General features: G+C 65.9%; 9 protein-coding genes and 1 pseudogene. 8 read left to right on the top strand and 2 right to left on the bottom strand.

Going from position 1 to position 13,827, the window contains the following annotated elements:
- The first annotated feature begins 12 nt into the window (after nucleotides 1-12).
- The 4 genes from ACK4MH_RS13055 to ACK4MH_RS13070 all read left to right on the top strand — a co-directional run bounded on the left by ACK4MH_RS13055 (nucleotide 13) and on the right by ACK4MH_RS13070 (nucleotide 2,421).
- The gene (locus tag ACK4MH_RS13055; protein WP_409719071.1) at nucleotides 13-663 is read left to right on the top strand and encodes a DNA-3-methyladenine glycosylase family protein; all 651 of its coding nucleotides are present in this window, start codon (nucleotides 13-15) and stop codon (nucleotides 661-663) included.
- Nucleotides 660-1,319 carry a trimeric intracellular cation channel family protein gene (locus ACK4MH_RS13060; RefSeq protein ID WP_409719073.1) on the top strand — a complete coding sequence of 220 codons (660 nt, stop codon included), beginning with the start codon at nucleotides 660-662 and terminating at the stop codon, nucleotides 1,317-1,319. Before ACK4MH_RS13055 ends, ACK4MH_RS13060 begins: the two co-directional genes overlap by 4 nt.
- A 3-nt stretch (nucleotides 1,320-1,322) precedes the next feature.
- Entirely contained in the window at nucleotides 1,323-1,721 is a 399-nt protein-coding gene (locus ACK4MH_RS13065) for an ASCH domain-containing protein (RefSeq protein ID WP_409719075.1), read from the top strand.
- A gap of 139 nt (nucleotides 1,722-1,860) precedes the next feature.
- Nucleotides 1,861-2,421, top strand: a complete 561-nt coding sequence (locus ACK4MH_RS13070; RefSeq protein ID WP_159848721.1) for an HNH endonuclease — start codon at nucleotides 1,861-1,863, stop codon at nucleotides 2,419-2,421.
- Nucleotides 2,422-2,774: 353 nt separating this feature from the next.
- On the opposite strand, the gene ACK4MH_RS13075 is transcribed toward ACK4MH_RS13070, so the two are convergent.
- Together ACK4MH_RS13075 and ACK4MH_RS13080 are read right to left on the bottom strand one after the other, a co-directional pair.
- The gene (locus ACK4MH_RS13075; RefSeq protein ID WP_409719077.1) at nucleotides 2,775-7,130 is read right to left on the bottom strand and encodes a YadA-like family protein; all 4,356 of its coding nucleotides are present in this window, start codon (nucleotides 7,128-7,130) and stop codon (nucleotides 2,775-2,777) included.
- A 233-nt stretch (nucleotides 7,131-7,363) separates the two neighbouring features.
- Entirely contained in the window at nucleotides 7,364-9,112 is a 1,749-nt protein-coding gene (locus tag ACK4MH_RS13080) for a PAS domain-containing protein (protein WP_409719079.1), read from the bottom strand.
- A gap of 734 nt (nucleotides 9,113-9,846) precedes the next feature.
- Here ACK4MH_RS13080 and ACK4MH_RS13085 point away from each other — a divergent pair.
- The 4 genes and pseudogenes from ACK4MH_RS13085 to ACK4MH_RS13100 all read left to right on the top strand — a co-directional run.
- Nucleotides 9,847-10,620, top strand: coding sequence for a helix-turn-helix transcriptional regulator (locus ACK4MH_RS13085; protein WP_409719081.1), 774 nt, complete (start codon nucleotides 9,847-9,849; stop codon nucleotides 10,618-10,620).
- On the top strand, nucleotides 10,613-12,148 hold the full coding sequence (locus ACK4MH_RS13090; RefSeq protein ID WP_409719083.1) for a hypothetical protein: 1,536 nt from the start codon (nucleotides 10,613-10,615) through the stop codon (nucleotides 12,146-12,148). The genes ACK4MH_RS13085 and ACK4MH_RS13090 overlap by 8 nt, the downstream gene beginning before the upstream one ends.
- Nucleotides 12,135-13,385: an HlyD family secretion protein gene (locus ACK4MH_RS13095; RefSeq protein WP_409719085.1), complete on the top strand. Its 1,251-nt coding sequence runs from the start codon at nucleotides 12,135-12,137 to the stop codon at nucleotides 13,383-13,385. The genes ACK4MH_RS13090 and ACK4MH_RS13095 overlap by 14 nt, the downstream gene beginning before the upstream one ends.
- Nucleotides 13,382-13,795 (top strand): annotated as a pseudogene (locus tag ACK4MH_RS13100) (cysteine peptidase family C39 domain-containing protein); the annotation flags it as partial. The gene ACK4MH_RS13095 and the pseudogene ACK4MH_RS13100, both read left to right, overlap by 4 nt.
- Nucleotides 13,796-13,827: the final 32 nt, after the last annotated feature.

Consider the following 13,827-nt stretch of genomic DNA (forward strand, 5'->3'; position numbering starts at 1 on the left):
CATAGGTAGGCCATGCCGCTTCAACCCACGCCCCAGGACATCGCCGCCGCGCGCGAGGCGCTGGTCGCCGCCGATCCGGCCATGGCGCGAGTGCATGCGCAGACGCCGGCCTTCGAATGGCGGCTGCGGGTCGGCGGGTTCGAAGGGCTGTTTCGCATGATCGTGGAGCAGCAGGTTTCGGTGGCCTCGGCCGCCTCGGTCTGGGCGCGACTGCGCGAGGGAATGGGCGGGATCACGCCCGAACTGCTGCTGGCGCACGATCTGGATCAGCTGCGCGGCATGGGCCTGTCGCGGCAGAAGGCGACCTATGGCCAGGGCATCGCGCGCGCCCAGATCGCCGGCGAGATCGATCTGGAGCATCTGGCCAGTCTGGACGACGAAGCGGCCATCGCCGCCCTGACGGCGCTGAAGGGCGTGGGGCTGTGGACGGCCGAGGCCTATCTGCTGATGTGCGAAGGGCGGCTGGACGTGTTTCCCGGCGGCGACGTGGCGCTGCAGGAGGCGATCCGCTGGGCCGACGGCGCCGAGGTGCGGCCGGACCAGAAGGCCGCCTATGCCCGCGCCGAGGTCTGGCGGCCCTATCGCGCCGTGGCGACCCATCTGTTGTGGGCCTGGTACACCGGCGTGAAACGCGGCGAGATCGTTCTGGAGGCCCCGCAATGACCCCGCTCGATCCCGTCCTGACCGAACCCCTGCGCAATGCCCAGACCGTGCTGTCGGCGCTGGACTTCGCCGGGGTCGCCGTCTTCGCCGCGACCGGCGCCCTGGCCGCCGCGCGCGAGAAGCATGACGTGGTCACCTTCGCCTTCTTCGGCGCCATCACCGGCGTGGGCGGCGGCACCCTGCGCGACCTGCTGCTGGGCTTGCCGGTCTTCTGGGTTCAGGACTGGCGCTATCTGGCGGTCTGCCTGTTCGCCTCGACGGCCTTGTGGCTGGTGGGTCAGCGCGACTGGCGGTTCCGCGCCCTGCTGTGGCTGGATGCGATCGGCCTTGCGGCTTACGGCGTCATGGGGGCGGCCAAGGCCGAGGCGGCGGGCGCGCCGGCCCTGATCTGTATCGTCATGGGCACGCTGACGGCCTGTTTCGGCGGGGTGGTGCGCGACACCCTGGCGGGTCAGCCGTCGATCCTGCTGCGGCGAGAGATCAACGTCACGGCGGCCATATTGGCGGCGACGGTCTATATTGCGCTGCGGGCGCCCGGCATGCCGATCTGGCCGGCCGCCATCGTCGCGGCCTTGTGTGGTTTCCTTTTGCGGGCCTGCGCCCTGCGATGGGGGTGGACCCTGCCGGGTTTCCCCACCCACGCCAGCCGGGCCTAGGTCATGAGCGAAATCCCCGCCGCCTATACCGACGCCCCGCGCTGGCCGTTCGGCGACAGCCCGGAACTGGCCGACGAACTGCTGGCCCTGGTGTTGGCGGGCGGCAAGCGGGCCACCTGTTCGTCTCTGGCGGCGTGCGAGGCCGACATCATGCCGACCGTCGGCGAGGTCAGCGTGATCCTGGACGGCGCGGGCAGGCCCCGCTGCGCCATCCGCACGACCGAGGTCGAGATCATGCCCTTCGAAGATGTCGGCGAGGACTTCGCCCGCGCCGAGGGGGAGGGTGACCTGAGCTACGCATGGTGGCGCGACGCGCACGAGGCCTATTACCGCCGAGAGGGCACGTGGGCGCCGGGCATGAAGGTCGTTTGCGAGCGGTTCGAACTTGTCGAGATTTTCTGAGGCTGCGTCACGAAAACGCTGCACTCTGGTCATGGCGATGAGCGGGAATCACGGGTAGGCTATTGCTGCACGACTAGGGAAGGAGACGTGTCCTCACCTCTGTCGCCTCAATATCCCCCCGTCCGCGCGGGAGGGCCTGATGCAGGTTCTCCATCGACCGCCCTCCGGTTTTCCCGCGTTGGTGCTGAACGCCGACTTCCGGCCGTTGTCCTACTATCCGCTGTCGCTCTGGCCGTGGGAGGAGGCGGTCAAGGCGGTCTATCAGGACCGCGTGGACGTGGTGTCCCTGTATGACAAGGTCGTCCGCTCCCCCTCGATGGAGATGCAGCTTCCCAGCGTGATCGCGCTGCGCAGCTATGTGGACCAGGACCGCAACCCCGCCTTCACCCGTTTCAACGTCTTCCTGCGCGACGGTTTCGCCTGTCAGTACTGCGGGGAATCGAAGGATCTGACCTTCGACCACGTCATCCCCCGCTCGCACGGCGGCCGCACGACCTGGGAGAACATCGTCGCCGCCTGCAGCCCGTGCAATCTGGCCAAGGGCGGCCGCACTCCGCGCCAGGCCATGATGCCGATCCGCCGCGAACCCTATCGCCCCAACGCCTGGCAGCTTCAGGACGCCGGCCGTCGCTTCCCGCCGCATTACCTGCACCAGAGCTGGCTCGACTACCTCTACTGGGATATCGAACTCGAACCCTAGGGTTTCCCAGCCTTTGCGCCCGTGGCCTGACAATTGAGGCTTGCGTGCCTGAGTCCTTCAGCGCGGCCGCATCAAAACGTTCGATCCTCTGGAGAGATGCGCACCGGGTCCGTCACTGAGACCTCCCGATCGCTTATCCGCCCCGTGCGCCTTTGCCTGAGCATCTCGTGATAGCAATCCGCGAGATCGAGAAGCTGGAGGTCCGACAACCGATCCCCGGCGGCGATGAACCGCGCCTTCATGGTCTCAAACTCGGCGTCGGTGAGGGTGGGGGCGGACAAGGGAAAACGACCTCGTGGATCTTGGCCTATGAAGGCGAATAGCCAGGGGAGGCCGAGCCTCCCCTGGCCCATTCAGAAGCGCCAGCCGATGCCAGCGTTGGCGCCGACATGGTTCTGGGTGTCGAAGGTCGCGCCGGCGCGGAAGACCATAGAGCCGTCGCCCAGGGCCCGGGAGTAGCCCATCGCCATGGCCGACTGGCCCTCGTAGGTGCCGTAACCCACTGCGAACATCGATTTGCCGCGCTCGGCGATCTGCGGCATCCCGGCCGCCGCCAGGGCGCCCGCCGTGCCGGCGAAGGCCAGCTTGCGCACTTCCTGGACGTTGTAGTTGACCGCCGCCAGCCGCATGTCGGTGTAGGTGTTCGACTGCTGAATCGCTTCGTTCATGCTCTCGCGCAGTTGGAGGACGTTGACGGCGTCGGTGTCTGCGACGCCAGCGGCGACATTGCTGACAGTGACCGCCGGTCCGTTGCTGCGGCCCAGGACGACGCGGGTCTGGCTCTGATCGGCGTACTGAAGCGAGTTCTGACCCAGGGCCAGGGCGCTGTCGGCCGTGGTTTGGGCGGTGGCGACGGCCTGGTTGGTCTGGAACAGCTGCGAGCCATTGACCGCCTCAGTGGAGGTGGCCGTGACCGCACCCGCCGCGACATTGTTCAGCGTCACCGGGGCCGAGGCGTCGCCGCCCTGGAAGGTGATGCTGTTAGTGCGACCGCCGCTTGCGTCGGTGTCGTACTGGACCGCATTGGTCGCGGCGAAAGCCAGTTCATAGATCTGGCCGCCGTTGACGGCGTCGGTCGAGCCGGCGGCGATACGGCCGTCGGCGACATTGTGCAGACCCACGGCGCCGCCGCTGGCGCCGACCAGAGTCAGATCGTCGGAGCGCACGCCGCCGTTCGGGGTCTCGGGGTCATCGCCGTCGCTGTATTGCACGGGGCCGAGGCTGCCGTTGGCGATGTTGTTGGTCAGATTGGTGATCGCCGTCGTGTTCTGGGCGACCTGGGTGTTGGTGGCGAACAGTTGCGACCCGTTGACCGCGTCGGACGAGGTCGCGTTGACCTGGCCCGCCGCGACATTGGTGATGGTGGTCCCGTTGGCGCCGGCCAGCGTCAGGCTGTCTCTGGACGCCGTATCGTAGGAGACGGCGGTTCCGGCGATGGCCTCGACCCGGTCGGACACGCCTTGGAGTTGGGCGACGTTGACCGCGTCTGTCGCCGCCGTGCCGGCCGCGACATGGGTGAGCTGGCGTTCGGCGCCGGCAGAGCCGAACGAGACCGAACCAGCCGACGATAGAAGGCCCGTGACGCCCAGCGCCGCGTAGTTGGCCTGGGCGGCGCGATCGGCGACGCTGCCGGCGCCCAGGGCGACGCTGTTGTCCGCAACGGCCTGAGATTCGGGACCGATGGCGACGGCGTCCTGACCTTGGGCGTTCGCCGGAGCGAGGTTGGAGTTGACGGCGAGATAGACGCTGGACCCGCCGCCCGTCGGCGCACCCGACAGGGCGTCCAGGAAGGCCTGGATGCTGGCGTACTGGACGCCCTGATAGGTGATGGCGACATCCAGGGTGTTGGTCAGAGGGTTGAAGGCGGTGCCGCCGCCGAACCCGGCCGCCGCACTCTGTCCGAAGGCGAAGGTCTGGCCGCCGTTGACGGCGTCGCTCGACCCAGAAGCAATCAGGCCGGCGGCGACATTGTGCAGGCCCACCGGACCGGCCAGCGCGCCCACAAGGGTCACGTCATTGCTGGGGACCCCGCCGTTCGGCGTCGTCGGATCGGCGGCGTCCGAATATTGCACCACGCCGATCGCGCCATTGTTCAGGTTGTTCGTGATGGTGGTGATGGCGGTGGTGTTGGTGACGATGTCGGCGGTATTCTCTGCGACCTGGGTGTTGGTCGCGAACAGTTGGGCGCCGTTGACCGCCTCGGTGGAGGCGGCGCTGAGCTCGCCCGCCGCGACATTGCTGATGGTGGTGCCGGCGGAGCCGGCAAGGGTCAGGGCGTCGAAGCTTGGGTCGTCATAGGCGACCGCCAGCGCAGAGACGGCGGCGATGTCCGCAATCGCATCCGTATTCAATCCGACCTGGGTGTTGGTGGCGAACAGCTGAGCACCGTTCACCGCCTCGGTCGATGTGGAGGACAGGGCGCCGGCGGCGACATTGCCGATCACCGTGCCATCGACCCCCGCCAGAGTGACGCGACCGGCCAGCAGATCGTCATACATGACGGCCGTATCCGACAGGGCGCCCAAGTCGGTGCTGAGGTTGGTGATGGCGGTCGTGTTGATTCCGACTTGGGTATTGGTGGCGAACAGCTGAGCGCCGTTGACGGCCTCGTTCGAGGTGGAGGACAGGGCGCCGGCGGCGACATTGCCGATCACCGTGCCATCGACCCCCGCCAGAGTGACGCGACCGGCCACCAGATCGTCATACATGACGGCCGTGTCGGACAGGGCGCCCAAGTCGGTGCTGAGGTTGGTGATGGCGGTCGTGTTGATTCCGACCTGAGTGTTGGTGGCGAACAGCTGAGCGCCGTTGACCGCCTCGGTCGAGGTGGAGGTCAGGGCGCCGGCGGCGACATTGCCGATGACGGTGCCGTCAACGCCCGCCAGGGTGACGCGTCCCGCCAGCAGATCGTCATACATGACGGCCGTGTCGGAAAGCGCGCCCAGGTCGGTGCTGAGGTTGGTGATGGCGGTCGTGTTGATCCCGACCTGGGTGTTGGTGGCGAACAGCTGAGCGCCGTTGACCGCCTCGGTCGAGGTTGAGGTCAGGGCGCCGGCGGCGACATTGCCGATGACGGTGCCGTCAACACCCGCCAGGGTGACGCGACCCGCCAGAATGTCGTCATACTGGACGGCCGTTTGCGCGAGGGTGTCCAGATCTGTGCCGAGCTCGTCGATCGCGTTCACGCTGGCGGCCACCTGGGTATTGGTGGCGAACAACTGCGAGCCATTGACGGCTTCTGTCGATGCGGCGCTCAGATCGCCTGCGGCGACATTGCTGATGACTGTCCCGCCTATACCGGCGAGCGTCAGGCTGGCGCCCGTCGAATCGTCGTAGGCGACGGCGACGTCCGCCAGAGCCTGAAGGTCGTCTGACACACCCTGCAACTGGCCCACGTTGACGGCGTCGGTGACAGCGGATCCGGCGGCCACATTGGTCAGCTGACGTTCCGCGCCGACGGCGCCGATGGAGACTTCGCCCGATGAGATTTGCGGCGTGTCCAGACCTAGGGCCGCATAGGCGGCGAGCGCGCCACGCGTCGCCGTGCTGGAAGCGCCCAAGGCGACGCTATTGTCGGCGCTGGCCGAAGCTGCAGGGCCGACGGCCGTCGAATTCAAGCCTCCGGCCAGGGCGCCGCCCAGAGCGGAGTTGACGGCCAGGAAGGGGCTGCCGCCGGCCGGCGTCGTGAAGACAGCGTCGAGGGCCTCCTGGACGCTGCCATAGATCACGCCGTCATAGGTCAGGCCGATGTCGAGAGTGCTGGAGGCGGGATCGAAGACAGTGCTGCCGCCGATCTCGGCCGCCAGGCTGGAACCCAGACCGAACAGTTGAGCGCCGCTGACGGCGTCGGTGGACCCGGGGGCCAAAAGACCGGCGGTCAAATTGGTGATGCGCGTGCCTGTCGCGCCGCCGAGGGTCAGGGTCGCGGCGGTGCTGTCGTCATAGGTGACGGCCAGGGCGGCGAGGGCGTCGATGCTCGTGGCCACACCCCGGAGCTGCCGCAAGTTGACGGCGTCAGTGTCTGCTGAGCCGGCCGCAACATTGGTCAACTGGCGTTCCGCGCCAACGGCGCCGAAGGACACCTCGCCGACCGAGTTTTGAGGATCAACGACGCCAAGGGGGGAGTAGCCCGTCTGGGCGCCGCGAAGCGCTGTGCTGCCCGACCCGAGGGCGAGACTGTTGGCGACAGCCACGGAGGCGTCCGCGCCGAAGGCGATCGAGCCGGCGGCGCCGCCGAGCACCTCGGCGTCCCGGCCGAGAGCGATGGCGTCGGCGGAAGTGGCTGCGGTCAGCGCGCCGTTGCCGAACGCGATGGAGTTCGCCTCGCCGGCCACGGCGATGGCCCCGCCTGCGCCGAGCCCGGTGATCTGGTTACCGCCGATGGCGATGCCCGCTTCCTCCGCCAGGGTGAAGCCGTCCGCCTGATTGATGCATTCGTTGTCGGGATCGACCAGGCCGCCGTTCACGTCGAGAACCTGGAGGTTGATGTTCTGGCCGCTCGCGGCGTCGTTCAGCAGATCGTCCGCGCCCACATCGACGTCGGGGACCAGGATGCCCAGGAGGCCGTCGAGGATATCTTCGAGCGGCGTCACGACGCCGGTGATGACGGGGCCCATGATGTCTGTGACCACAGAACGCGGCAGGGAGACGCCGGAGCAGACGCTGACCAGGCTTGTCTGGGCCCGCGCGCGTTCAGGCGTGACGAGCAATCCAAAGGGCGCCAGCGCACCGATGATATAGACTGTCGCGACTAATAGCCGTGTCGCGCGCGTCGTCCCATTCCCAAGAACGGCGGATCCGCTTTTCCAACCCTTTGCCGACATTGCACTTCTCCCAGCACGGGAGACTTCCGCTCCCAGATGGAGAGGCTATGCGGCTATGGACACAATCATGACGCGATTGCGATTTCCTGGATGTCGCGCAGGGGACCTACTTTCGTCGCCTAGTAGCGGCTCGCGGGTAGGGCTTGCCGGGGGGTGAAAAGGTCTCCCGCCTGGCTGACCGACCTCATGCCGAGTTTGTCCAGCGCCTTGCCGCGATGGTAGTCGACGGTCCGTGGGCTGATGCCGAGCAACCGCCCGATCGTCTTGGACGTACCGCCCAAGACCGCGTGTTCCAGAATTTCCCGTTCACGTGGAGATAACCGGGCCAAGGCCTGCCTGGTAGGCCTACTAGGTAGCGACAGGTCAATGTTATCATTGGAGATTCCGCAGTGAGCCCGAATTGCGGCGATGTGGGTCTCTTCGGTGTCTCCATAGGACAGAAGATCGACGACCCCCGAGTTGTGCAGAGCGATGACTTCGCGCGGCGTCGCCAATGGGTCTCCCAGTATGACCAGAGGAACGTCAGGCAGCTCGCGTCCGACGACCTCCGTCGCACTTAGGATGTCCACGACTGTAGAGTCGGAACAGTAGACGACCGTTTGAACGCCGGTGCGTGTCCGGAGCGTCTGGTCCAGGGCGCTGGTCACGTCCACCCGGACGTCATCGCTCTCAAGCGCGCGGCGAACCTGGCAACCCCGGCGCGCAGGGTCGATGAGCAAAACCGTCTTGCCGGCTTGGGCGCGAATCCGGGACTCGCCAACGAACCGGCTGATCGTCCCATCCGCCTCGATCAATGGAAAGGCGGTGTCCTCGACCGTCAGCAAACGCCCGCCGCGATCGCGAACACGATAGGCGGCCTCGATGGACCTGCCCGTCATCAGCGTCTCAATCGCCGAACGAAACGCGGGGCGGTCCTCCTCAAGAACCGCTGCGAGCTGGTCGCTCCAGGCTATGACGGAGGGGCGATCCCCCGGCCAGGTCGTCTGGGTGTCGATGTTGAGAAAGCGACGGGTCCAGTCGGCGACATCGACCGTCCAGAGCAGCCGGCGCTCGGGCGCGGCGTTTTCTGCGTTCAGGACTTCCAAAGCCGCTGAATGCCATTCGAACAACTCTCCGCGCTCGTCGAACTGGGGCAGGGCGCGAATGGTGAACCAGCGATAGATGCCGCCTGCGCAACGGAGCCTGTGCCGGCTTTCGAAGGGTTTGGCCAAGGTGACGGCGCGACCCCAGTCCGCGATGACGCGGTCCCGCTCGGCCGGATGAAGCCAACTCATCCAGCCGTCCGACCGCGCTTGCGGCAGGCTGACGCCCAGATAGGTCTGACATCGGTCGTTCATCCATCGGATGACGCCGCGGGTGTCCAGGCGCCACAGGAAGAGGGGGGCCAAGGTCGCCAGTGAGTCCAAAGTCGATTCTGCGGTTATAAGACGCGCGAGTAGGCCCCTTTCCTCGGTGATATCGCGGAGCACGCACAGAACGGCGTGAACCTTGCCGTCGCGGGCGATAGGCGTGACGGCCGCCGTGACCCAGGTCTCCCGCGAGCCCTCCGGGCGATCGATATGCAGCCCGATGTCGTCGCAGGTTCCCGCGTCGCCGGCCCAGGCCGCCGCGACGGTCGCCGCAAGTTGGGACGACAGGGACGGCGCCATGTCCCCGAATACGCCCCCCTGCGAAGCCGACAGCGGCAGAAGCGCGCGACAGGCGTCGTTGAAATAGATCGACGCCTGGCTTCCTACGATGATGAGGGTCGGAAACGCCTGCCGCAGCATCGACTCCACGGAGTGGATCATCCAGTCGCGATCGACGACGCCTGTGGCGTCTGCGGCTTGATCCGATCGGCCGAGCCCTTCGGCCATGGCATTGATCATGAGTCAGTCCTCCAGATCTGGAAGCATGTTCACTGAGTCACAACTTAAGGTAAATAGTTAGATTGGCGTTACTTTCCAGCAAGGCTGGTTTCGTTGGCGCTGAAGGCCGGTTGTTCGCGCTCAGAGTGTGTGGATCAGCGCATTATTACTGGGGATGCCCTCTCCACAAATTGTCTTCAGAGCGATGCAAAGCGCTGTCGTCGCGGGATTGGCGACCGTCGCAAACCAACCGCGCAGGCTGGAGAAGCCTGATTGGTCCCGTCTTCAATTGACTGCGACCTCGTGACGTACAACGTGATAGCCGCGACGATCTGCCGCGTCCGGTGCGGTCGTCCTTCCGACCCGCCGCGGCGGTGATGCGGCCGCTGCGGTCGTCATCGCATTCGAGAAGCACCGCAGAGTTCGCGATGCGCAGACATCGTTTGACGCCCAATGGGCAGGTCAGTTTGTTTACGCGGCCACCCGCCCTTGGCTCCCGCAAAAGCAGGTGATGAAAGAAGCCCGCCATGGGCTGGTGGGCGGAGCGCTCCGCTGCGACGGCAGAGAGGGCGGCTGCCGCGCAATTGTCATGGGAGCCCCTGGGCAAGTCGATGCAAGGCTTTGAGACGGCTCGCCTTGCATGCGTGCTGACCTAGGAGACGAGGGGGCTGCGCCAAGTCGCCCACATGGCAGCTTGACATGGGCTTGATACGATTGTGAGTTGATGCTCAACAGTTGTGTCGGGGGACGCGAGATTGGCCTTGGCCTTGGTTCAGTTGGAGTCATCGCAGGTCTTCGAGTGGCTTCACGCGCCGCCGGAGTACGTGATCGCCCTAGCGCCTGACCTCAACCGCGCCAGCGGCGTAATCGTCAGCATGAGAGAGCGTCGTGAAGGGACGGTCGAAGGCATCGATCGCTTTCTTTTGCTCTGTTCAAGGCCTATCGCGACGGGGGCGCATGAGCCTCTGGAACGTGCTCGTTCCCGGCTTGCTTCCGGTGTCCTGGACGCGCCTCGCCTGCGAGATGAGCTTGATCGTTTCATCGAGCGGGCACGGGAGGAGAAACTCGACCTCTATGCTCGAAAGGAGCTCCGTGTTCGCGCCAGCCTCCTTATCGCGATGGCGTCCGACGCGCTGTCTGGGGGGGACGGGCAACGCGATCGCCAAATCCTGGATCGCCTAGTCGCCTATGTCGACGCTAATCTTGGCGCTTCATTGAAGGTCGGCGATCTCTGCCAGGTCTCGCGCCTATCGGTCGCCCAGCTTTCGCGTCTTTTCGGCGAGAACTTGGGAACGACCGCAGCCGCATATGTTCTAAACCGCCGCCTTGAAGTCGCCAGAACCTTGGTCGAGCAGAAGCAGAGCTCCTTGGGAGAGATCGCTTATGCGGCGGGTTTTTCGAGCCAAGGCCATTTCACGGCGGCCTTCAAGGCGAGATGGGGCGTCACGCCCGGTAAGCTGAAACGCGGTGCGTCAGACTCCTCCACCATCCCTGTGGCTTGGTCCGAAGAAGTGCGCGCCAGTGTTTGATAAGATCTGTTCTGCCGTCGTTATCGCCGCTTGTGCGATTGTCGCCGCCTGTAGCTCCTCGCCAGTCGCGGTCGACCTCTCACCATCGCAGGACGGTGTTCGCCTGGACTATCGGGCGCCCGACGCTGAAACGGCGGTGCGGCTGTCCGCCGAAATCGGCGCCGCATCAGGGTTGGAGACAGTGCATGACCCCTCTGACGCAAGGCGTTTTTCGGTCGAGGTGGGGCGTGACGCTCGGCGCTCAATGTATCCGCTCGCCGCATCCGTCGGGGGCGGCCGTTGGTTCATTTACGCCCCGGGCCTCCTGCCGCAATGCTTCGGCCGGAATGAGGTCAGGATCGGCCTGGCGGGAGGCGCGGCCAGTTCAGCCTCATGTGAGCCGGACGCCTACCTGATCGCCCACTTGAAGAACCAGACGCCGCCAGGCGCCGTCCTGTCTCCGGAACGGGAAGGGGTAGGCGGGGCGATCGAGATAGCTGCGGTGCAATCTCTTGAGTTGCTGTCGGAGAGGCTAGGGCCTGCACCGGGTTCAAGTCATGTGATCGGCGTGTCTGTGACGCCCGATGCCCCATCGGGGATCGTGGCGCATGTCGATCGGGAGGGCGCCGTCCTTTTCGAGGTCCGCCCCAGCTTTGAAGCCGGACTCAACGCGGATGTCCTCAGGACCCAGGTACGTCCCTTACTTCGGCATGAGCTTTTCCATCGCTGGAACATGACCCGGGTCGCTGCTGACGATGGTGTCCCGACGTGGTTCTACGAGGGCGCCGCCGAGTACACAGGGGGACTGATAAGCCTCGAGGTCGGCGATTTCTCGGCGGTGGAGTATGAATGGGTCTTGGGAGCCATGCTCAATCGCTGCCGTGTAGCGACTGGCGCGGCTGGTTTGGAGGCGGCAGGACAGGGGCGGGTCTACGACTATGATTGCGGAGCCGTCGCCAGTTGGCTGCTCGACCTCGATCTTCGCAGGCAGGGCGCCGACCATTATGCGTTCTGGCGTGCGCTCGTGTCGCGCGCCGCGCGCTCGGGAACCGGGCGGTACGGCCGGGATGATATAGACGCCGTCTTGGAGCAAATGGGTTGGGACGCTCCGACGTGGAGACTCTTCCTAAAAGGCGGTTCGCCCGAACGTCTGGTCGAAGCTGTCGGTGCAGCAGGCGGCGCCATCGTTCATGAGGGGGCAGCTGGCGACTACCGGATCGCCTTGCTTCATCCGCTCCTGGCCGCCAACTGCGAATCCGCCTCGTACGGTTTCTTCGACGAGCCGGCAGGGGTGACCTTGGACGTCGATACCGTGTGCGAGGTTCTGCCGAGCCGAGCCAGAATCTCGCGGGTCGCCGGTGTCGATGTCGCCGCCGATGCGCGGGGCGCCTATCTGGCTGCGCGGCGAACTTGCGATCAGGCGAAGACGCTTACGATCATCGCGAACGACGTGCCGGTGGTCCTTCAATGCGCAGCTCTGCCCGAGCCGACCGCAAGCTTCCGGATCTTGGATGCAGGTTTGCGTGAGGGCGTCCATGACGCTGTTTAGGCCGGAGGCGATACAGGCGTCGGAGCGGAGAATCGAAGGCGAGGTCAATCTCGCCGTCCCCCTTACGACCTCGACGGTGACGATGATCCTCGCCGTCTTCGTCGCCGTCGCTGTGGCCGCAGCCTGCGTTGTGCCCTATGGGCGCAGGGAGTTGGTCTCCGGCGTCATCACACCTCAGTCGGGCATGTCGCGGCTGGTTTCTCCCTCGACGGGGCGGGTCGATCGACTGCTCGTTTCCGAGGGACAGGTGGTGCGGCGCGGACAGGCGCTGATGGAGATCGCGGCTTCCGAATCGATCCTGACTTCGTCTTCCCAGGCAGCAGAGATGGCGACCTTGGCAGGCGCCGCCCTGGACCGGGAACAGGAGGCGGTTCGTCGCCGCAGCCAAGCCGAGCATCAGACGCTACTGGCCGAGCAGGCTCGACTGACGGCTCTGCTCACCGCGCAACAGGGCCGCCTGGTCGCTGGACGTAGGCGAGCGGATGGACGCCGTCAGGCGCTGGCTCTGGCCACGCGCGACCTGGCGCGCATCGAGCAGTTGGCTGAGAACGGCTTCGCGCCCGAGCGCGAGCGGGCGGTGCGGACCACGACAGTGATACAGGCTCAGGCCGATCTCGATGACGCCGAGAGCGACCTGGTCACCCTCGGCGGAGAGATGGAACAGACACGGAGCCTGCTCGAAGCCGGCCGGCAATCGGAACTGCGACGTCAGGCAGAACTCGATGGCGCCGCCGCCCAGTACGAGCAACAACGCGCCGAGGTTCAGGCCCGAAATCGTTGGGCGCTATCGAGCCCGATCAACGGTCGTGTCGTCGCCCTATCCGCTTCGCCAGGCGAGCCGGTGGATTCGAGCCGGGTCTTAGCCATCGTAGTCCCCGGCGACGGGCGCCTGGAGGCCGAACTGCAGGTACCCGTCCGATCGATCGGCATGCTGCGTGTCGGTCAGGCGGTCCGCCTGCAGTACGACGCCTTTCCCCACCAGCGCTTTGGCGCTGGCGATGGCGTGCTGACCAGCATATCCGGCGCGCCGGTCACGCCCGCTGCGGGTCTTCCGGGACAATCCGTTGAGCCGCTTTACCGGGTGCGCGCCAGCCTACGGACGCCTGAAATTTCCGTCTATGGCCAACGTTCCAACGTTCAGGCCGGAATGACCCTGCGCGCTTCGATCGTCACCGGTCGTCGGACCTTGCTGCAGTGGTTGACCGACCCCATTCGCGACGCTGGGAGACGCTCATGATCGGGGATGCGATCGAAAGCCGGTTTCGGCGACGCCGCCGGATCCAACCGGTGCTTGCCAGCGAGGCTGCGGAATGCGGCCTAGCCTGTCTGGCCATGGTCGCGCGTCATCATGGCCATGACACCGACCTCAACAGCCTGCGTCAGCGCTTCAGCGTCTCGATCACGGGGGCGACCCTTCGCCAACTGATTGACTATGCGGACCGCCTGGACTTCTCATCGCGCGCGCTTCGCGTCGAAATGGAGGGCCTGTCCAAGGTTCACCTGCCGGCTATCCTGCACTGGAACCTGCAGCATTTCGTGGTGCTCGAAGAAGTGGGGCGCGACTACGCCGTCATCCTGGATCCCGCAGTCGGGCGGCGTCGGGTCGGTTGGGACGATCTCTCACGCAGCTTCACGGGCGTCATCCTGGAACTCCGCCCGGATGTCGGGTTCAAGCCCAT

This window comes from Brevundimonas sp., from assembly GCF_046295075.1.
GTDB lineage: Bacteria > Pseudomonadota > Alphaproteobacteria > Caulobacterales > Caulobacteraceae > Brevundimonas.

What these genes read in the sequence shown, in the direction of transcription:
- ACK4MH_RS13070 (WP_159848721.1), top strand. Translation starts at nt 1,861, where the DNA reads ATGCAGGTTCTCCATCGACCGCCCTCCGGTTTTCCCGCGTTGGTGCTG.
- ACK4MH_RS13060 (WP_409719073.1), top strand. Translation starts at nt 660, where the DNA reads ATGACCCCGCTCGATCCCGTCCTGACCGAACCCCTGCGCAATGCCCAG.
- ACK4MH_RS13055 (WP_409719071.1), top strand. Translation starts at nt 13, where the DNA reads ATGCCGCTTCAACCCACGCCCCAGGACATCGCCGCCGCGCGCGAGGCG.
- ACK4MH_RS13095 (WP_409719085.1), top strand. Translation starts at nt 12,135, where the DNA reads ATGACGCTGTTTAGGCCGGAGGCGATACAGGCGTCGGAGCGGAGAATC.
- ACK4MH_RS13065 (WP_409719075.1), top strand. Translation starts at nt 1,323, where the DNA reads ATGAGCGAAATCCCCGCCGCCTATACCGACGCCCCGCGCTGGCCGTTC.
- ACK4MH_RS13080 (WP_409719079.1), bottom strand. Translation starts at nt 9,112, where the DNA reads ATGATCAATGCCATGGCCGAAGGGCTCGGCCGATCGGATCAAGCCGCA.